The organism is Bradyrhizobium sp. 2TAF36 (assembly GCF_052114925.1).
Classification (GTDB): domain Bacteria; phylum Pseudomonadota; class Alphaproteobacteria; order Rhizobiales; family Xanthobacteraceae; genus Bradyrhizobium; species Bradyrhizobium barranii.
The window spans coordinates 23,846-42,874 of record NZ_JBFRFR010000033.1 but is presented as its reverse complement, the minus strand read 5'-3'; the positions used below and the strand labels follow the sequence as shown (position 1 = coordinate 42,874).

The following is a 19,029-nucleotide window of genomic DNA, read 5'->3' as shown; positions in this document are numbered from 1 at the left end:
TGAGGCAAGCAAATGGCACAGTTCTCGGTCAATCCGCAGCGCTTCGATCCCTACAAGAACTTCAAGTTCCGCGTGAAATGGGACGGTCGCTACGTCGCCGGCATCAGCAAGGTGTCGGCGCTGAAACGCACCACCGAGGTGGTCGAGCACCGCGAAGGCGGCGATCCCTCGACGGGACGCAAGTCGCCCGGACGCAGCAAGTTCGAGGCGATCACGCTCGATCGCGGCGTCACCCACGACACCGAGTTCGAGAAATGGGCCAACAAGGTCTGGCATTTCGGTGCAGGACTTGGCGCCGAGGTTTCGCTGAAGGATTTCCGCAAGGACATCATCCTCGAGGTCTACAACGAGGCCGGGCAGCTCGCGCTGGCCTACAAGCTATACCGCTGCTGGGTCTCCGAATACCAGTCGTTGCCCGATCTCGACGCCAACGCCAATGCGGTGGCGATCCAGCACATCAAGCTGGAGAACGAGGGATGGGAGCGCGATCAGGCGGTCGCCGAGCCGTCCGAGCCCACTTTCACCGATCCGGCCTGAGGCCGCCCATGCTCTCCGCCACCGCACAACGCGAGCAGGACATCCTGGCGCTGTGGGACCGGGCCGCCGGCCGCGCGCAGCGCCAGCGCGATGATGCCCTGTTCGCGGCGGCGGGCGCAGCGCCGACGGACTCGATCGGCACAGGCAATGTCGCGCTGCTGGCCTTGCGCACGCGATTGTTCGGCGCGCCGTGGCGGCTGCGCGCCGCCTGCCCCATTTGTCACACCGACTGCGAGTTCACGGCGGACAGTGCAGTGCTCGCGGACGGACTTGCACCACCGGCTGACGCCGTGCCGCCGCGCATCACGAACGGAGGCAGCGAGCTGGCCCTGCGGCTGCCGATGCTTTCAGATCTTGCAAGCCTCGCCGCGACCTGCGATTCCGGTGCCGCAACAAAACTGTTGCTCGCGCGCTGCCTCGGTGAGGCGCCCCCGGCTGCGCCGGACATCCTGCACAGGATCGAGGCCGAGCTCGAACGTTGCGATCCCGGAGCGGTGCTCAGTTTCGCGCTCGACTGCCCCGATTGCGGCCACGCCTGGCAGGCCGTGATCGACATCGCGCCGGCGCTCTGGACCGAGGTGCAGGCCGCGGCCGAGCGTAGCCTGCTCGAAGTCGACGCCCTCGCGCGCGAATATGGCTGGAGCGAAGCCGAGGTGCTGGCATTGCCGCACACCCGCCGCGCCGCCTACCTGCAACTTGCGGGCGCGTCATGACGGGCCTCCTGCAAAATCTTGCACGCATCGGCCGCGGCGAACCGATTCCCGGCGCAGCACGCGTTGCCCTGCCGCCGCGTTTTGCCGCCCCGCCCCGGAATGACGATGCTCCGATGCACGAGACAAGACTGGATGAAAGACAGACACCGGCATCCTCGCCGGCGGCATTGCCGAACATCACCGGCGCAGACGATCCTGCCACTGGCGTGCAGGCGCCGCAGCGCAGACAAATGGAGCCGGACAACGAAGGCGCACCGTTGCGTCTCGAGGCCAAGGTCGCAGCTGCCGCGCCGCCGCTTCAATCGACCGACGCGCCGTCGAGATCGCCTGTCGATGACCCTCTGCCTGCCGACCCGCGCGATCCGCCGCGCGGCACACAGCCGCGTGACACGGTCTTGCGCGACACGCCCCGCCCCCGAAACGAAGCTGCAACACCGCCGGCGCTTCCGCTCGGCCAGACCGTGCTCGCCGGCCAGGCGCAGCGCCGGCGCGAGACACCGCCGGTGATCAAGGTGACGATCGACCGCATCGACATCCGCTCGCCGGAGCCCCCACGCACGGCACGCGCCGTTAAGCCCGCATCAAAGCCGTCGGTGTCGCTATCCGACTATCTGCGCCGCCCTGGACCCGGAGGCCGCGCATGAGTTCGCCGCTCGCGATCGGCGCGGTCAGCGCAGTGCTGCGCAACCTGCTCGACAACGGGTTGATCGAGGCCGGGCCCGCGGTCGGCGGCACCGTCAATGTCAGTGCGGTTGCGCCCGACACGATCGACCTCGCCAGCCCTGAAGAGCAGCCGCGGCTCAATCTGTTCCTGCATCAGGTGACGCCGAACCCGGGCTGGCGCAACCGCTCCCTGCCGTCGCGGTCCTCGACCAGCGGCGAGCGACTGACCAACGCACCGCTCGCACTCGACCTGCACTATCTGCTGACGGCCTACGCGCGGGTCGACTGCCAGGCCGAAATCCTGCTCGGCTATGGGATGCATCTGTTGCACGAGCGCCCGGTGCTCGATCGCGCCGCGGTGCAGCGCGCGCTCAATCCCAATCCGCTCGACGTCGYGATGCTGCCGCCAGCGTTCCAGGCGCTCGCTGCCGCCGACCTTGCCGATCAGGCCGAGTTGATCAAGATCACGCCGGCTGTGATGGGGCCGGAGGAGATGTCACGACTATGGGCGGCCATCCAGTCGCATTACCGGCCGACGGCCGCCTATGTGGTGTCGGTGGTGCTGATCGAAGCCACGAAGCCCGCAGTCTCGCCGCTGCCGGTGCTGTCGCGCGGGATCATCGATCCCGCGACCAAGCGCGACCGCGGCGTCGTCGTCAATCCCGACACGTTGCCTCCGCTGCCGACGCTGTTTGCGGCGACGCCGCAGAACAAGCAGGCCGGCGCACGGCTTGGCGAGCCCGTGGTGCTCTCCGGCATTCGCCTCAGCGGCAGCAATTTTCATGTGCGGCTGGCGCACCCGCTATTTCCGGCGCCTTTTGAACTGGTGCCGGGCGCACCCAACGACGACGGCACCGAGCTCACCGTGACGCTGCCGAACGATGCTGCCGCGCAGGCAGCGCTCGCGCCGGGGCAATGGAGCCTCACGCTGCGCCTGCTGCCGGCCGGCGAAGCCAATGAGCGCGAGACCAACGCGGTGGCCCTGGTCATCGCCCCAGCACTGGTCATTGCAGCCGATGCCGGACTTTCGCTGCCCGCAGCGACCGTGCTGCGCAAGACTGCGCCGCTGCGCGTCACGGCCACCCTATTCTCGCGGCCGCAGGTGCAGCCGCGGCAGCGCGCGAGCCTCGTCCTCGGCACGGCGGAAGCCACCGCCAAACCGCGCAGCGCGGCCACCGATCCGCTGGTGTTCGACTTCCCCGCGACGCTTCCCGCCGGGGCCTATCCGGCGCGGTTGCGCATCGACGGCGTCGACAGCCTCCTGCTCGATCTCAGCGGCGATGCGCCCGCTTTCGATGCCTCGCAAACCCTGAGCGTGCCGCCATGAACATGCACGACAGACCGCAAGCGCAGCCCGTGCTCGATTGGGCCAGCCGCAACCAGCATTGGCTGGCGGCGCAGTTCGCTGCGCTGCGCGGGCGACTCGCACGGCAGTTGCGCGATACATCGGCCAACGCCGAGCCGCCTCCGCCGGAATGCGCCGATGATTTCGAGCCCGCGCTCGAGGCGCTGACCAAGCTGTTCGGCCTGTCGGCGTTCGAGCGCGACGTCGTGCTGCTCGCGGCCGGCGTCGAGCTCGACAGTGCGCTGCGTCGCCTCGTCGGCGTGGCGATAGCGCAAGCGCCCGAAGCCATCGCGAGCACGCAGCCGACGTTCAATTTCGCCATGCAGATGCTGAGCGAACCACATTGGGATGCGCTCTCGCCGCTCCGGCCGTTGCGGCGCTGGCGCCTGATCGCATGCGAGGGCCGCGAGGCGCCGCCGCGCCGCCCGATCCAGATCGACGAGCGCGTGCTGCACTACCTGACCGGCGTCCCCGCGATGGATGCCCGCCTGATCGGGCTCGTTCGCTGCGAGCCGGTCGGATCCATCGAGCCCGATACACCACAGGCGAACACGATCGCGCACGCGCTCGGCACGGGCGCGGCCGCCCTGGCCACCCTGGGTCACGCTCGCGGCGAGATCGAGCCGCAGCGCGACCTCGCGCGCGCCGCGCTCGCCTGCCTCGGTGCGAACGGCCTGTGGTTGCACGCCCGCGACCTGCCGCACGATCCGCGCGAGCTCGCCGAGATCGCCCGTCTGCTCGACCGCGAGGCCGCGCTCTCGGATGCCATCATCGCGCTCGAGCTCGACCGCCCGATCGAGGCGGCGGATGCCGAGGCGCATGCGATGACGCTGCTCGCCCATCTGATGGGACCCGCGATCGTGCTCAACGCGCCGGAGCCGGCCCGCTTGTCGCGACTGCGGCAGCGCCGCATGCTGCGGCTCCAGGTCGCCGATGCCCCGGCCGCCGCGCGGCAGGTCGCAGCCTTGCGCGGGCTTACGCGCGAGCAGGCCGCCGCGCTCGCAGCCGCGCTGCGCCCGGCGCTGCGGCAGTTCGACGTCCCCGCCGCCGACCTGCGCCTCGTGGTCACCGAAGCCCTCGCCGAGACCCAGGCCGATCCCGCTCTGCTCGGGCCGGCGGTATGGCGGCTCTGCCGCGCCGCGGTGCGCGGCGGGCTTGACACGCTGGCGCAGCGGATCGACAGCCGCGTTGGCTTCGACGACCTGGTCGCGCCCCCGGTGGTAACCGCGCAGCTCCGCGCCATCGCGAATGAATTGCAGCACCGGCCGCGCGTCCATGGCGACTGGGGCTTTGCCGCGCATAACGGCCGCGGGCTCGGAACCGCCGCGCTGTTCGTCGGCGAATCCGGCACCGGCAAGACCTACGCGGCCGAAGCGATCGCGAGCGCGGCCGCACTTGATCTCTACCGCATCGATCTTGCCAGCGTGGTCAGCAAATATATCGGCGAGACCGAGAAGAATCTGAGCCGGCTGTTCGAGGCCGCGGAGACCAGCGGCGCCATCCTGCTGTTCGACGAGGCCGATGCGCTGTTCGGCAAGCGCAGCGAGGTGCGCGACAGCCATGACCGCTTCGCTAATATCGAGATCGCCTACCTCTTGCAGCGGATCGAGACCTATCGCGGGCTCGTGATCCTCACCACCAACATGAAGAGCGCGCTCGACCGCGCCTTCCTGCGCCGCATCCGCTACGTGGTCCAGTTCCCCTACCCTGACGCTGCCGCGCGCGAAACATTGTGGCGCATGCAGTTCCCCTCCGATGCACCGCTCGGCAAGGTGGATTTCGCAGGCCTCGCCAGACTGCAACTGACCGGCGGCAACATCCGCGCCATCGCGCTTAACGCCGCCTTCCTGGCCGCCGCCGGCGGCGGACGGATCGAGCAGGACGCGATCAATGCCGCGGTGCGTGCCGAGTTCTCCAAGCTCGAGCGGCCTTGGCCGGGAGTCGGGCCATGAAACACGCCGCTATCGATATCCGGATTGGACGTCTCGTCGTCGATGCGTCGCGACACTCCGAAGCTGCGGGACTTGCCGACGCAATCGGACAGGCCTTGCAACAGCGGCTCACGGGGTCCGCCAACGAGGCGAGCGCCGTCCATGCCGAGGCGCCGCGCGCCGTCGCCGATCGGATCGCGGCACGATTGACCACGACATCCGGCGCCGGCGCTCCGCGAGGCAAGCTATGACCGTGCATGCCGCACCAAAGGCAGTGCCGAAGCAATCCTCGCCGGCCCATGCGCCTTCGCTCGAGCTTCGTCCGGCCCGCGACCGCTTCGAGAGCGAAGCCGAGCACGCGGCCGAGAACGCCCTGCGGCCATCGCAGCCGGCTGGCCCGGCCCCGGTGCTGTCGCCGCTTCCACGCTCTGCTGGCACGACGGGACAGGCCGCGCCGGGCGCGGTATCCGCGGTGGTCGGATCGGCAGGCTCGCCACTCGGCGCTCCGACACGCGAGACGATGGAACGCCAATTCCGGTCCGACTTCAGCCATGTGCGGATCCACACCGACGCGCAGGCCGCAGCCTCGGCCCGTGCGATCCGCGCAACCGCCTACACCGCGGGCGCCCACATCGTGTTCGGCGACGGCGCATACAATCCGCAAAGCCCACGTGGCCGGCACATTCTGGCGCACGAGCTCGCCCATGTCGTGCAGCAGCGCGGCGCGACCGTGCCGCCAGCGGCGGTGCAGCGGCTCGCCTGGTACGAATCGATCGCCGTGTTCTTCGGCGCCGAGGGCAATTTCGGCGACAAGGAGCTGCTCGCCTATCTCGAAAAGATCACCAAGTCCGCGGCGATCGAAGGCAGCTTCGACAGCGACAACAAGGCGCGTGCGATCGTCCGTCGGTGGAAAGCCGGCCAGGCCGAGTTCAAGCTCGATCCAGCCCAAAAGGCGCTGTTGATCCTGGAGATGCAGGACGGCCCCACACTTGATGACGACGAGAACGCGATCCTCGACCTGCTCGAGCTGAGCGATATCGCCGCACTGAGGATCATGTTCGGTTCAGGCAAACTCAGCGTCACCGAGCTCGAATCCGACATCGACGGCGCCGAGTACAAGAGGTTGAAGCGCTTCTTCGCAACCCGCTTTCGCGGCGGACGCGACGCGCTCGCCAAGGGCGACGTCGAGCCGCTGGGCGAACCGGGCAAGGGCGCGCCGACCTTCGCCTACGATGCCATGGCCATCAAGATCCGGATTGCGACGGCAGCGGGCCACGACGAGGTCGCCACCATCGCCGCGGAGGTGTTCGCGCTCGCGCCGGCCGAGCGGGCGAAGGCCACGGAGGAACTCGGCCGCGAGCGCGCCGACATCGCCCGCCGGTTCGACCTCCTCAGCGACCAGGCCGAGGACGAAAGCGATCCGGCGAAGAAAGCAACGCTCAAACAGCAGGCTGACGCGACGGAAAGGATCCTCGACAAATACGACGTCATGCTTCAGGGCGTGTTCCGCGACGTCACGCTGATCACCAGCGCCGGCGATCTGTCGACGACGGTCGAACCCGATGCCGCGAAGAAGGCAGACATCGCGGTGGCGCTGAGGCCCGACCCCAGCAGCCCGCTGCCATTCGACAACTCCCCGGCGGGCAAGAAGAAGTACGACGACGCCTTGCGCCTGCTGATGCCCGGCATGATCCAGGACTACTGGGATGAAATGGTCAAGGACAAGGGGACCGCGGAGCACGGCGATCCGAACAAGGTGCACCAGCTTGCGGAGTTCGAGCGGATCGGCAAGGCCAGCAAGGACGAAACCGACAAGGTGTTCGGCGAGTACTACGACCGGTCGAAGCATCCCGAGCTGAAAGCCGATACGCTCGGCGCGCGCGGCAACATCCACGACCTGTTCGCCGAGACCGAGGCCGAGCTCGCGGGCATGGACAGCACCGAGAAGCGCGACAAGGCGAAGGCGCTGATGCGGTATTTCTTTCAGGCCAACGACCGCGTGCGCGCCATCAATCGCAAGCTCAATGCCTCGCCGCATTTCGATGCCAGCAACAATCCCGTGGGCGACGAGGCGATCATCCTCGACCAGATCGCCGACGACTTCACCAGCACGGCCGCGCAGGTCGACAAGCTGAACGAAATCGACCGCGGCTGGGATGCCTCCGCCAATCTCGGCGACATCAACATCCAGATCTTCAAGAAGGCCGACTCGGACAAAGATCGCGATTTCCTGTGGGACATGTTCCAGACGCTGATCCACRAATATATCCACACGCTGCGGACCACGGAATACGACAATTTCGCCAATACTTTCGGCGACGGCTCCAACGAAAACAATACGCTGATCGAAGGCGTCGATTCGCTCTTCGACGAGATCGCCTGGGAGAATGTCGCACCGCGGGTCAACGATCCCAAGCTGCGCGAGGCGGTTGAGGGCCCCGCATATGCAAAGCTCAAACCGATCACCGTGCAGCCGGCATCACGCCGACGCTATTCCTCGTATGCGGAGGCGGTGAAGCTCGTCAACGTCGTCGGCATCCGCAACCTCTACGCCGCCTATTTCCAGGGCGACGTCAAGAAGATCGGAGGCTGAGCGATGCAAGCCGCGCGCCCGTCGGATCTCGCTCTGTCACCGCTGCGGCTGCTCGCCGGCCGCGACCTGCGTTCGTTCGCAGGCCTCGCGCACCCGACCTCCCTCGACGACGTCGCAGCCGTGTTCGATCTCGACCGCTCCTGGCATGGACAGGGCGCGCTCGGCAGCGCCAGGCACCGGACCGACTGGTTCAACGCCGCGGCCGCAGGCTTCGCGCGAGGCGCGCGGGTATGGGCAAACGACGGCACGGTGGTGCTGATCGATGCGACCGACGTCGTCCTCGTCGAGCCGCTGCCGTCGTTGCTCGACGCACTCGGCGAGCCGGAGACAAGGCTCAATTCGTTCCAGGGGACGTTCGAGGTCGAAGCCAATGAATACGTGTACGCGCAGCGGGGCCTGACGCTCTACGTCAACCGCGCCGTCGATACGACGCTCCGGATTGCCGCGTTCGCACCGGGCAGTCTTGAACGCTATSAGCGCGACTTGCGGCTCGACCTTCAGATGAAACGGCTGCCACCGTCGCGCGGCCCATCGGGGGATCGCCTGCCATGACCGGCCTCACCTCGTCCCCAAAACTGATCAAGGGCGGCCTCGTGGTGCTGGCGCCGGGCGGCGGCACGGTGCGACGGCAGATCGCGCTCCAGTACAATCCGGACACGCTGAGCCGCAGCTACCAGGTGCAGGGCACCGGCGGCGACGGCTCGGCCGGCGGGCGGGCGCAACCGTTCCGGCTGAAAGGGCCCGCGATCGAGACCATCAAGCTCGACGCCGAGATCGACGCCACCGACCAGCTCGCCGATCCCGACGCGCACGCCAATGCGGTCGCCTTCGGCATCGCGCCGCAGCTCGCGGTGCTCGAGGCGCTCGTCAATCCGAGCGTCGACGATCTGCTCGGCATCGCAAGCCAGGCCGATGGCGGCACGCTCGAGATCCTGCCGCCGGAGGCGCCGCTCACTCTGTTCGTCTGGAGCAAGAACCGGGTCGCGCCGGTGCGCGTCGCCGAGTTCTCCATCGTCGAGGAAGCGTTCGATCCCGCGCTCAATCCGATCCGCGCAAAGGTCTCGCTCGGGCTGCATGTGATGAGCACCGACGATCTCGGCTTCTCGCATCGTGGCGGCACCATCTTCCTCAATTACCTGCGCAATCGCGAGACGCTTGCCGGCCTGACCGGGAGCGCCTCACTGGCCTCGCTTGGTCTTTCCAGCCTGCCCTGACGGAGCACATGATGTCCTCGGATCCCGTCCAGATGCTGATCGATGCCGGCGCGTTTCCGGACAATAGTTTTCCGCCGAACAGCCGCTATCACGGCACCGCGATCGGACGGCTCAAGCGCAGCGCCGACGATCCCGGTGTCGCCTATGTGCTGCGCCGCTTCATCCCCCAGGGGCGCGACATCGGCATCGCCGGCGAACACATCGTCAATGCCGGCGCCCGGCCCGACACGCTCGCCTCCGCAACGCTTGGCGACCCTGAACTGTATTGGCGGATCGCCGACGCCAATGTCGTGACCGATCCGCTCGAACTCACCGACACGCCCGGTGAGCGCGTGCAGATCCCGCGCCCGAACGGGCTTTAGGGAGACGATTCCCGATGATGCAGGGTGGCGTCCAGCTCTCGCTCCAGATCGGCCCGGCGCCGGTGCCGGCGCCGCGCGAGGTGCTGGAGACGCTGACCCATGCCAAGATCGAGATCGGATCGGGCGATGCGCAGAGCGGATTCGAGCTGACTTTCGACCTGCCGGTGCGCTCGCCGCTGCGCACCATCTTCCTGCTTGCCGGCGGCGGCGCGCTGCCGCCGCTGCTGCGCGTGGTGCTGATCGTCACCATCAACGGCATGGCCGAGTCCGTCATCGACGGCATGGTCACCAATGTCGAGACACAGCCGGGCAGCGGCGGCGTCGGCAAGCTGGTGATCAAGGGCAAGGACATGTCGGCGCTGATGGACATCATCGAGCTGCCGGGCCTGCCCTTCCCGGCGATGCCGCCCTCGGTGCGCGTGCTGGCCATCCTTGCCAAATACGCAGCACTCGGCGTGATCCCGATGGTGATCCCGAGCGTGCTCGATATCCCGCCGATCCCGGTCCAGCAGATCCCGCAGCAGAAGGGCAGCGACTACGCCTACGTCAAGAAGCTCGCGGGTGAAGCCGGCTACGTCTTCTATCTCGAAGCCGGTCCCGCGCCCGGTGCCTCCAAGGCCTATTGGGGACCGGAAATCCGCTTTGGCGCGCCGCAGCCGGCACTCACCACCAACATGGACGCGCTCACCAATGTCGAGGAAATCTCGTTCAACTTCGACAAGGAACGCAAGGTCATGCCGATCGTGTTCTTCCAGGAGGCCAACAGCAAGGCGCCGATCCCGGTGCCGATCCCCGACATCACGCCGATGAGCCCGCCGCTCGGCGTGGTGCCGCCGCTGCCGCCGAAGATCGAGAAGCTCTCCAACACCGCGCATCTGTCCGCGCCGCAGGCGCTGATGGCGGGGCTCGCTTACGCCAGCCAGCACAGCGACAGCGTGTTCGGGAGCGGCAAGCTCGACGTCGCCAGATATGGCCGCGTTCTGAAGTCGCGGCAACTGGTTGGCGTGCGCGGCGCAGGCCTCCCGTTCGACGGGCTCTATTACGTCAAGAACGTCACCCACGAGATCGAGCGCGGCTCCTACAAGCAATCATTCTCGCTCGCACGCAACGCGCTGATCTCGACCGTTCCGCAGGTGCCGACATGAGCGATGCGCCACTTTTCGGAAAGTATCGCGCGGTGGTGATCAACAATATCGATCCGCTTCAGATCGGCCGGATCCAGGTGATGGTGCCCGACGTCGGCGCCGTGATACCGACGAGCTGGGCGATGCCTTGCGTGCCGACCGCAGGCATCAATGCCGGTTTCTTCACGGTGCCGATCATCGGCGCCGGGGTCTGGATCGAGTTCGAGCGCGGCGACCCCGACTATCCGATCTGGGTCGGGTGCTACTGGGGCAGTGCCGCGGAGGTGCCGGTACTGGCGCACGCAGTGCCACCCGGCGTCCCCGGCATCACCCTGCAAACCCCCTTGAAGAACGGTCTCACCATCAGCGACGTGCCGGGCCCGACCGGCGGCATCCTGATGCAGACCACGACGGGCGCGATGATCTCGGTCAGCGACGTCGGCATCACCATTTCCAACGGCAAAGGCGCGGTCATCACCATGACCGGACCGACCGTCGACGTGAATCTCGGCGCGCTCACCGTGATCTAGGAGACGCACATGCCCGCTCCCGTCTTGCATCTCGGCGCCACGGTATTGTGCAGCCATGCCGGACAGGCGACGCCGATCGCGCCGTTCCCGCGCGTGATGCTGTCGGGCCAGCCCGCGGTCAATCTCACCAGCCCCTATGCGATCGCGGCCTGCTCGCTCACCGGCTCGGCGCCGCCTTGCGTCACGGCGCAGATGGTAGTGGGCGCCGCACGGGTGATGATCGGCGGCGCACCGGCCGCGACCATGATGGGGCAATCCGTCTGCACGCCGACGGGCACCCCGATGCTGCCCGTCGTGGCGCAGAGGCGCGTGCTGGCAACCTGAGGGGAGGACGGCGTGAGCAGCGAACTCGATTTCCCCTATCATTTCGACGACCAGGGCCGCACGGCCACGACCGGCCGTCCCGATCACATCCGCGACCTGATCGAGCAGGTGCTGTTCACGATGCAGGGCGAGCGGGTGATGCGGCCGGATTTCGGCGCGGGACTCCTGGCGCTGGTGTTCGAGCCCAATTCGGTGACGCTCGCCGCGACCACGCAGATGCTGGCCCAGGCCGCGCTGCATCAGCACCTGTCGCATCTGATCGCCGTCACCTCGGTCGAGGTGATCAATGACGATGCGGTGCTGCGGGTCGAGATCCGCTACGTGGTGCTGGCCGACCGCACCAGCCACGTCGCAAGCTTTGCGGTTCCGGGAGGCGCGGCATGAAGCAACGTTGCTGCGACCCGCGCCGGCTCGAGGTGCTCGAGGCCAAGGGCAGCGCCAACGCCATCGCATTCATCGAGGTGCTCGACCTCGCTTCTCCGCCCGGCGCGCCACGGCAACAGACCCTGCTGGTGCGGCTGCTGCATTCCGGCTTCACGCTCTCGCCGGACAATCTGCGCATCACCGGCGGCGAGCGGATCGCGACCGTCGGCGTGGTCTGGTGCGCGCCGGCCGACGCGCTGCCGGCCGAGGCCGAGCCCGGCCTGGTCGACACCGTCGACGATCTCGCCCGCACGCTGGTCGTCCGGACCGACAGCAGCGGGGATTATTCGATCTACAATTTCGGCATCTTCGCCAATTCCGGCTCGGCCCTGCCGCCGGCCGGGTTCGATCCGAAGCTGTCGGCGATCGACTTCACCTTCAAGGTCGAATGCCCCTCGGATTATGACTGCGCAGGCACCGCGCCGTGCCCGCCCGTGCCGCGCTTGAGGCCGGAGATCGACTATCTCGCGCGCGACTATCAGGGTTTTCGCCGGCTAATGCTTGACAGGCTGAGCCTGCTGGTGCCCGGCTGGCAGGAGCGTTCGGCGGCGGATCTCGGCGTGACCCTGGTCGAGCTGCTCGCCTATGCCGCCGACAACCTCGCCTATCGCCAAGATGCGGTCGCCAACGAAGCCTATCTCGCCACCGCGCGGCAGCGCATCTCGGTCCGGCGGCATGCGAGGCTGGTCGACTATCATTTGCACGAGGGCTGCAACGCCCGCGCCTTCGTGCATTTCGACGTCAATGGGCAGAAGATCGCGCTGCCCAAGGGGACGCAGTTGCTCACCCGCGTGCCGGGCCTCGGCGCGGTGCTGACGCCGGGCTCGCGCGAATTGAACGACGCGATCGACGGTGGCGCCGAGGTGTTCGAAACGGTCGCGCCAGCCGAGTTGGACCAGCAACAGAACAACCTCACGTTCTATGCCTGGGGCAACAACGGATGCTGCCTGCCCCGCGGCACCACGCGTGCGACGTTGCGCGGCCACATTGATACGCTCGCCATCGGCGATATCCTGATCTTCGAGGAGGTGATCAGCCCAACGACGTTGTCTGCCGCAGATGCCGATCCCGGCCATCGCTGGGCGGTGCGGCTGACCGAGAGGACGCTTACGAGCGATCCGTCGGGCGGGCTGTTCGACGAGCCTCCGGTCGACGGCCTGGTCGACGTCACCGAGATCGCCTGGAGCGAGGCCGACGCGCTGCCCTTCCCGCTTTGCCTGACGGTGGAGGACCGCCCCGAGCTCGCGATCAGTGTTGCGCGCGGCAATATCGTGCTCGTCGATCACGGCCGCACGCTGCCGCCCGAACAGCTCGGCGTGATGCCGCGCGCCAGCTTGAAGCAGGCTTCGCGCGCGCCGGGCAATTGCTGCACCTCGTCCCCGGACGTCATGCTGCCGCCGCGCTTCCGCCCGGTGCTGGCAAACAGCCCGTTGACGCAATCCTTCGATCTCCGCGCGCTGCTCGCCGTTCCCGTCAGCAACGACAAGCCGTGGTGGGCGGCCAGCGCATTTTCGCTCTTGTCGCCGCGCGACGCCACGCCTGCCATCGTCGATCTCACGGGACAAGTCGCCGGCATCACCGAGCACTGGCTGCCGCGGCGCGATCTGATCGACAGCGCCGGCAATGCGCCGCATGTCGTGGTCGAGATCGACAACCACGGCCACGCCCTGCTGCGGTTCGGTGACGGCCTGCTCGGCAAGCGCCCGGCCGAAGACACCGCATTCACGGCGACCTACCGGATCGGCAACGGCACATCCGGAAATGTCGGCGCCGAAGCCATCGCCCACATCGTCAGCACCACGGACGGCGTGTTCGCGGCTGTACGCAATCCGCTTCCCGCATCCGGCGGCGTCGAGCCCGAGGACATCGAAGCCGCCCGCCGAGATGCCCCACAGGCGTTCCGTACCCAGGAGCGCGCGGTGACGGCGGCCGATTACGCCGCCGCCAGTGAACGACGCGCCGACGTGCAGCGCGCGGCCGCAACGTTCCGCTGGACCGGAAGCTGGCACACCGTGTTCGTGACGCCCGACCGCTTCGGCGGCGGCGTAGTCGACGCGCCCTTCGCTACGCAACTGCGCAACCATCTCGAGCGGTTCAGGATGGCCGGCTACGACCTCGACGTACGACCGCCGCGCTATGTGCCGCTCGACGTCACACTGCATGTCTGCGTCAAGCCGGACTATTTCCGCGCCGATGTCGCGCAGGCCGTGCGGACGGTGCTGTCGAGCGCGGTGCTGCCCGATGGCACGCTCGGCCTGTTCCATCCCGACAATTTCACCTTCGGCGATCCCGTCTATCTCAGCCGCATCATCGCGGCCGCACAAGCGGTCGAGGGTGTCGAGGCGGTGCAGGCGGAAAAATTCCAGCGGCTGATCTCGCCGATCGCGACCTCGCTGGATGACGAGGTGATCCCGATCGGAAGCCTCGAGATCGCGCAGCTCGCCAATAATCCGAGCTTCCGCGAGCGCGGCCGGCTCATCATTGAGGCGGGAGGCGGCAAATGACGCTACCGGTTCCAACCGTCAAGCCTCATGCCCTGCCTGCCGGCAGCGAGAGCTGCGGCTGCTGCGCCGGCATTGAAGCCGAGACGCCGCAAGGCATCTCGAACCGCTACGGCCTCTCCGCCATCGCCTACCGCGTCGGCGACCACGCCCAGTTCCGCGACAGCCTGCACGCCGCGCTGTCCTCTGCCGCGTTCGCGCCGCTCGGCAAGCTGCAAAGCCGCGCCGATGACGATTTCACCATCGGCCTGATCGATGCATTCGCCTGCGCTGCCGACGTGCTCACCTTCTACCAAGAGCGCATCGCCAACGAATCCTATCTTCGCACCGCGCTGGAGCGCGTGTCGCTCCAGGAGATGGGCCGGCTGATCGGCTACCGCCTGCGGCCCGGCGTCGCCGCCGAGACATGGCTTGCCTTCACGTTGGAAACGCCGCCCGCGCCGCCGCCAAAACTGTCGCCCGAGCCGGGCAGCTTCGTCACCGGCGTGCCCGCTCAAGTGTCGATCGAGATCGGCACGAAAGTGCAGAGCGTACCGGGGCCGGACGAGAAGCCGCAGACCTTCGAAACGGTCGAGCGACTGGACGCCGCACGGCCGGCCTGGAATGCGATCCGGCCGTGGCTGGCGGAGACACGCCGGCCGGACAAAGGCGACACGGTCATGTACCTCGCCGGCCAGCGCAACAATCTGAAGCCGGGTGATGCCCTGCTGATCGTCGGCGATGCTTTCAATCCCGGTACGAACGACAGCAACTGCGATTTCCGCTTCATCGACAGTGTCGAACTGCAATCGGATTTCGATCGCACCAAGATCACCTGGCAAGCCGGCCTCTCCGGGGTCACGGCCGCGCAAAATTCGAAGGTCTATGCGCTGCGCAAGCGGGCAGCACCCTTCGGCCACAACGCGCCGATGTGGAAGTCGATGTCGACGGACTTTCGCAACAACTATCCGAGCGGGAGTGACGCGCCGGAGTGGCCCGACTACACGATCTCGCCGATGGGCTCGGCCCAGGGCGGCGGTTTCATTGATCTCGATACGGTCTATTCCGAGGTCCGCGCCGGCGGTTACGTCGTGCTTTCGATGGCAGCCAAGGGCTTCATCCAGGTCATCATCAAGGCCTTCGGCAAGTCGGATGTCATCCTCGATCTTGGCCCGCATCTCGACGTCTACCAGGTCGCCGATGCGAACGAGACGTCGCGCGCGGAGTTCGCGCTGGCCGGCAAGGTCACGCGGCTGCAATTGCGTGGCTCCCATTACGACCGCTATCAGGACCAAGTTCGTCGCATCACGGCCTTCGTGCAGTCCGAGCAGCTCGCGCTTGCGCCCTACGCCGTCGATGATGCCGCGACCGGCAGCAGCATCCCTGCAGCCGTCAGTGCCGATGGCCTCGTCGCAGGGCGACGGCTGATCGTACGCGGCAATCGCGTCTCCGACGGCCAGGCTGTTGTCGTGCAGGCCAACCTCGTGACCGCCCAGGCTGTCGATGCCGGCCGCTGCATGCTTCAGATCGATCCGCCGCTCGCCGGCAGCCTCGACCGCGGCAGCATCGTGGTTCATGGCAATGTGGTGCCGGCTTCGCATGGCGAGACGGTGACTCAAATCCTCGGCTCGGGCGATGCAGCCCAGCCGTTCCAGCAATTCGAGCTGAAGCAGGTTCCCCTGACCTATCGCGCCGCCGCCAATGAGAGCGGTGCCGCGAGCGAATTGACGTTGCGCGTCGGTGAGATCGCATGGCACGAGCGCGCGACGCTGTACGGCGCGGCTGCCACCGATCGCGTCTTCGCGCTTGATATCGACGAGCAAGGGCGCAATCTCGTGAAGTTCGGCGATGGCGTCAGCGGCGCGCGGCTGCCGAGCGGGCTCAACAACATCCGCGCCACCTACCGCAAGGGCATCGGTGTCGCCGGCAATGTTCGCGCCGAGACGCTGAGCCAACTGCTGTCGCGCCCGCTCGGCCTCAAGGGCGTGAGCAACCCGTTTGCGGCCGAAGGCGGCAACGATCCGGAGCCGGCGGACGCGGCGCGACGCAGCATGCCGCTCGGCGCCCGCACGCTCGGCCGCGTCGTGTCCGTCCTTGACTATGAGGATTTTGCCCGCGCCTTCACCGGCATCGCCAAGGCGCAGGCGCAGGTGTTGCAACTGCCGCGCGGAAAGACCATCGCCATCACGATCGCGGGGCCACCCGGCGCTCCCGTCAATTCGACAAGCCCGGTATGGACCAATTTGCTCGCTGCGCTGAAGGCGGGCGGCGATCCGCATGTCGCCGTCATGCTGCTGCCCTACCAGGCCAGCACCTTCCGGATCGGATTGAAGGTCAAACGCGATCCCGATTTCGACGCCAAGGCCGTACTCACCGCCGTTGAGGCGGCGCTGCGCGCGCACTTCACCTTCGACGCGCGTGAGCTCGGCCAGCCGGTGCAGCAATCCGACGTGATCGCGGCGGCACAATCGGTGCCCGGCGTCATTGCTGTCGACCTCGTCCAGCTCTATGGCGGCACGGCGCCCTTCGCGCAGATCATTCCCTCGCGCCAGGTCCGCCTGCTCGCCTCGCGGATGCACGTCGACCAGGGCGTGGCGAGACCGAGCGAACTCCTGACATTGAACCCGGCGCCATTCGACCTCCTGGAGGAGATGGCATGAACAGCCTCACCCCAGAACGGCTCTACAGCCTGCTGCCGACGCTGCACCGGTTGCGCGACGCCGCGCTTGCGGGCGATCCCGCAAAGGCCGGTCCGCTCCAGGCTCTATTGGCGGCATTTGCGCGCGAGTTCGCCACGCTGGAAGAGTCCGTCGACCAGCTCTACGACGACCAGTTCATCGAAACCTGCGCCGAGTGGGTGACGCCCTATATCGGCGACCTCATCGGCTACCGGCCGCTGCGCGGGCTCGGCACCGAGCTGACCTCGCCGCGTGCCGAAGTCGCCGACACCATCGCCTTTCGCCGCCGCAAGGGCACCGCGCTGATGCTGGAGGAGCTCGCGCAGGACGTCACCGGCTGGCCGGCACATGCGGTCGAATTTTTCGAGCAGCTCGCCACCACGCAATACATGAAGCACATCCGCCTGCATGCGCCCGCGACCTGCAATCTGCGCGACACGGCGGCACTGTTCCGGCGCGACGGCGCCTTCAACAGCATCGCGCACACCGCCGAGATGCGGCGGCCGGAAACGGGCGCCGGCCGCTACAACATCCCCAACATCGGCATCGTCCTGTGGCGGCTGTTGTCGCTGTCGCTCACGGCGGTGCCGCTGACGCCTGATGCCGGCGACGCGACCGGCCGGAAATTCCGTCTCAACCCGCTCGGCGCGGACATGCGGCTGTTTCGATTCGCTCAGGCCGAGTCCGACGTCTCCCATCTCGCCGAGCCGATCAATGCGCCGGAGCCGCTGTCGGTGCGGCTGATGGCAATGGCGGTGCGCGCCGCACAGGCAACCGCACAGCCGGACGCACGGCGCGAGGACGATTATGGCGCCGGCGAGAGCCTGGTGTTTTTCACGCCGGGCACCCCGCCGATGCCGGTGTCGACGGCCAAGGTGCGGGTCTGCGATCTCCGCGACATTCTCGATGGCGGCGGCAATGTGATCGGCTGGGCCCATGAGGCGCAGGTGACGGCCGGCACGATCGGCTTCGATCCCGAACGCGGCCGCGTGCTCCTCGGCGATCCCGCCGACGGACCGCTGCTTGCGACATTCCACTACGGCACTGCGCGGCAGATCGGCGGCGGCGAATATCCGCGCGTGCCCGGGTCGGGCGATATCGGCAACGAGCAGACCGTCGGTGCTGGAGGCGCGTGGCAGGCCAAGCTCAACCTGATCAGGACCGGTGGCCGCCTCATCATCGGCGACAGCCTGACCTACAAGGAGACGCCGACCTTTGTGGTCGACGACGTGATCGGCGATGCCACGCCGCACCATGTCGTGGTCGCCGCGCATGACCAGACCCGCCCGCTGCTGGCGGCGGGCGGCGAGATCACGCTCGACATCGGCGCGCGCGGTCGCCTCACGCTCGACGGGCTCGTGATATCGGGCGGCGCGTTGCGGCTGGCGGCCTTTGCCGATGTCGAGCCGCGGGAGCTGCTGCTGCGCGATTGCACGCTGGTGCCCGGACTTACCCTGAATGGGGACGGCCGTCCGACCTCGCCGGGCGAGCCGAGCCTGATCATCGAGCATCCCTTCGCCAAAGTGACATTGGAGCGCTGCATCGTCGGCCCGATCCGCGCCGTCACTGATGCCGAGGTGACGCTGACCGACTGCATCATCGATGCCGGCGCGCCGGCGAACGTCGCCTTTGCCGCCGATGCCGCGGGCAGCCCCGGCGCCGAACTGACGGTCGCCCAATGCACCGTCATCGGCAAGGTTCACACGAAACTGTTGAAGCTCGCCTCCAACACCATCTTCTTCGCAGAGCTTGGTCCAAAGCCCGCGGAAAAGTGGATCGCGCCGCTGCTGGTCCAGCGCCGCCAGGAAGGTTGCGTCCGCTTCTGTTACGTGCCCGCGGGTTCGATCACGCCGCGGCGCTTCCATTGCGTGCCGAATGACACGGCGGCCACGGCGCTGCCGCTGTTCACCTCGCTGCGCTATGGCGATCCCGGTTACGGGCAGCTGCGCCGCGCCACCAGTCCTGCGATCCGCGCCGGCGGCGACAATGACAGCGAGATCGGCGTTCTCAACGCATTATTCCAGCCGCAGCGCGAGGCCAATCTCAGGCTGCGGCTCGATGAATATCTACGTTTCGGGCTGCACGCGGGCCTGTTCTTCGCGAGTTGACCGA

The 19,029-nt window shown here is 67.5% G+C and carries 17 protein-coding genes; all 17 read left to right on the top strand.

All coding sequences use genetic code 11. The features are described 5' to 3' along the window. The first annotated feature begins 12 nt into the window (after positions 1–12). The 17 genes from AB4Z51_RS20325 to AB4Z51_RS20245 all read left to right on the top strand — a co-directional run bounded on the left by AB4Z51_RS20325 (position 13) and on the right by AB4Z51_RS20245 (position 19,025). Entirely contained in the window at positions 13–537 is a 525-nt protein-coding gene (locus AB4Z51_RS20325) for a phage tail protein (RefSeq protein ID WP_135216063.1), read from the top strand. An 8-nt stretch (positions 538–545) separates the two neighbouring features. Beyond that, complete coding sequence (locus AB4Z51_RS20320) at positions 546–1,250, top strand: hypothetical protein (RefSeq protein WP_205124615.1); 705 nt, start codon at positions 546–548, stop codon at positions 1,248–1,250. Between the two features lie 113 nt (positions 1,251–1,363). After that, positions 1,364–1,894: a hypothetical protein gene (locus tag AB4Z51_RS20315; protein WP_135216064.1), complete on the top strand. Its 531-nt coding sequence runs from the start codon at positions 1,364–1,366 to the stop codon at positions 1,892–1,894. Next, on the top strand, positions 1,891–3,240 hold the full coding sequence (locus tag AB4Z51_RS20310; protein WP_441497830.1) for a DUF4255 domain-containing protein: 1,350 nt from the start codon (positions 1,891–1,893) through the stop codon (positions 3,238–3,240). The genes AB4Z51_RS20315 and AB4Z51_RS20310 overlap by 4 nt, the downstream gene beginning before the upstream one ends. Continuing rightward, complete coding sequence (locus AB4Z51_RS20305; RefSeq protein ID WP_441497829.1) at positions 3,237–5,210, top strand: ATP-binding protein; 1,974 nt, start codon at positions 3,237–3,239, stop codon at positions 5,208–5,210. The genes AB4Z51_RS20310 and AB4Z51_RS20305 overlap by 4 nt, the downstream gene beginning before the upstream one ends. After that, entirely contained in the window at positions 5,207–5,440 is a 234-nt protein-coding gene (locus AB4Z51_RS20300; protein ID WP_063981957.1) for a hypothetical protein, read from the top strand. The genes AB4Z51_RS20305 and AB4Z51_RS20300 overlap by 4 nt, the downstream gene beginning before the upstream one ends. Next, the gene (locus AB4Z51_RS20295; protein WP_441497828.1) at positions 5,437–7,782 is read left to right on the top strand and encodes an eCIS core domain-containing protein; all 2,346 of its coding nucleotides are present in this window, start codon (positions 5,437–5,439) and stop codon (positions 7,780–7,782) included. The genes AB4Z51_RS20300 and AB4Z51_RS20295 overlap by 4 nt, the downstream gene beginning before the upstream one ends. A gap of 3 nt (positions 7,783–7,785) precedes the next feature. Continuing rightward, on the top strand, positions 7,786–8,334 hold the full coding sequence (locus AB4Z51_RS20290) for a hypothetical protein (protein WP_441497827.1): 549 nt from the start codon (positions 7,786–7,788) through the stop codon (positions 8,332–8,334). Beyond that, on the top strand, positions 8,331–8,996 hold the full coding sequence (locus AB4Z51_RS20285) for a hypothetical protein (protein ID WP_063981954.1): 666 nt from the start codon (positions 8,331–8,333) through the stop codon (positions 8,994–8,996). The genes AB4Z51_RS20290 and AB4Z51_RS20285 overlap by 4 nt, the downstream gene beginning before the upstream one ends. Positions 8,997–9,007: 11 nt before the next feature. Beyond that, entirely contained in the window at positions 9,008–9,358 is a 351-nt protein-coding gene (locus tag AB4Z51_RS20280; RefSeq protein ID WP_063986204.1) for a hypothetical protein, read from the top strand. A 14-nt stretch (positions 9,359–9,372) separates the two neighbouring features. Further along, positions 9,373–10,503 carry a hypothetical protein gene (locus AB4Z51_RS20275; protein WP_063981953.1) on the top strand — a complete coding sequence of 377 codons (1,131 nt, stop codon included), beginning with the start codon at positions 9,373–9,375 and terminating at the stop codon, positions 10,501–10,503. Continuing rightward, on the top strand, positions 10,500–11,012 hold the full coding sequence (locus AB4Z51_RS20270; protein WP_063981952.1) for a phage baseplate assembly protein V: 513 nt from the start codon (positions 10,500–10,502) through the stop codon (positions 11,010–11,012). The genes AB4Z51_RS20275 and AB4Z51_RS20270 overlap by 4 nt, the downstream gene beginning before the upstream one ends. Positions 11,013–11,021: 9 nt before the next feature. Next, positions 11,022–11,336, top strand: coding sequence for a hypothetical protein (locus AB4Z51_RS20265; RefSeq protein WP_441497826.1), 315 nt, complete (start codon positions 11,022–11,024; stop codon positions 11,334–11,336). A 12-nt stretch (positions 11,337–11,348) separates the two neighbouring features. Next, positions 11,349–11,720: a GPW/gp25 family protein gene (locus AB4Z51_RS20260; protein WP_063981950.1), complete on the top strand. Its 372-nt coding sequence runs from the start codon at positions 11,349–11,351 to the stop codon at positions 11,718–11,720. Continuing rightward, positions 11,717–14,263, top strand: a complete 2,547-nt coding sequence (locus AB4Z51_RS20255) for a putative baseplate assembly protein (protein ID WP_441497825.1) — start codon at positions 11,717–11,719, stop codon at positions 14,261–14,263. Before AB4Z51_RS20260 ends, AB4Z51_RS20255 begins: the two co-directional genes overlap by 4 nt. Then, positions 14,260–16,899, top strand: coding sequence for a putative baseplate assembly protein (locus AB4Z51_RS20250; protein WP_441497824.1), 2,640 nt, complete (start codon positions 14,260–14,262; stop codon positions 16,897–16,899). Before AB4Z51_RS20255 ends, AB4Z51_RS20250 begins: the two co-directional genes overlap by 4 nt. Next, positions 16,896–19,025: a hypothetical protein gene (locus AB4Z51_RS20245; RefSeq protein ID WP_441497823.1), complete on the top strand. Its 2,130-nt coding sequence runs from the start codon at positions 16,896–16,898 to the stop codon at positions 19,023–19,025. The genes AB4Z51_RS20250 and AB4Z51_RS20245 overlap by 4 nt, the downstream gene beginning before the upstream one ends. The last annotated feature ends 4 nt before the right edge of the window (positions 19,026–19,029 follow it).

Excerpts from the sequence above, each read along its gene's own strand:
- AB4Z51_RS20325 (WP_135216063.1), top strand. The coding sequence starts at position 13 with ATGGCACAGTTCTCGGTCAATCCGCAGCGCTTCGATCCCTACAAGAAC.
- AB4Z51_RS20320 (WP_205124615.1), top strand. The coding sequence starts at position 546 with ATGCTCTCCGCCACCGCACAACGCGAGCAGGACATCCTGGCGCTGTGG.
- AB4Z51_RS20315 (WP_135216064.1), top strand. The coding sequence starts at position 1,364 with ATGCACGAGACAAGACTGGATGAAAGACAGACACCGGCATCCTCGCCG.
- AB4Z51_RS20305 (WP_441497829.1), top strand. The coding sequence starts at position 3,237 with ATGAACATGCACGACAGACCGCAAGCGCAGCCCGTGCTCGATTGGGCC.
- AB4Z51_RS20300 (WP_063981957.1), top strand. The coding sequence starts at position 5,207 with ATGAAACACGCCGCTATCGATATCCGGATTGGACGTCTCGTCGTCGAT.
- AB4Z51_RS20285 (WP_063981954.1), top strand. The coding sequence starts at position 8,331 with ATGACCGGCCTCACCTCGTCCCCAAAACTGATCAAGGGCGGCCTCGTG.
- AB4Z51_RS20280 (WP_063986204.1), top strand. The coding sequence starts at position 9,008 with ATGTCCTCGGATCCCGTCCAGATGCTGATCGATGCCGGCGCGTTTCCG.
- AB4Z51_RS20275 (WP_063981953.1), top strand. The coding sequence starts at position 9,373 with ATGATGCAGGGTGGCGTCCAGCTCTCGCTCCAGATCGGCCCGGCGCCG.
- AB4Z51_RS20270 (WP_063981952.1), top strand. The coding sequence starts at position 10,500 with ATGAGCGATGCGCCACTTTTCGGAAAGTATCGCGCGGTGGTGATCAAC.
- AB4Z51_RS20265 (WP_441497826.1), top strand. The coding sequence starts at position 11,022 with ATGCCCGCTCCCGTCTTGCATCTCGGCGCCACGGTATTGTGCAGCCAT.
- AB4Z51_RS20255 (WP_441497825.1), top strand. The coding sequence starts at position 11,717 with ATGAAGCAACGTTGCTGCGACCCGCGCCGGCTCGAGGTGCTCGAGGCC.
- AB4Z51_RS20250 (WP_441497824.1), top strand. The coding sequence starts at position 14,260 with ATGACGCTACCGGTTCCAACCGTCAAGCCTCATGCCCTGCCTGCCGGC.
- AB4Z51_RS20245 (WP_441497823.1), top strand. The coding sequence starts at position 16,896 with ATGAACAGCCTCACCCCAGAACGGCTCTACAGCCTGCTGCCGACGCTG.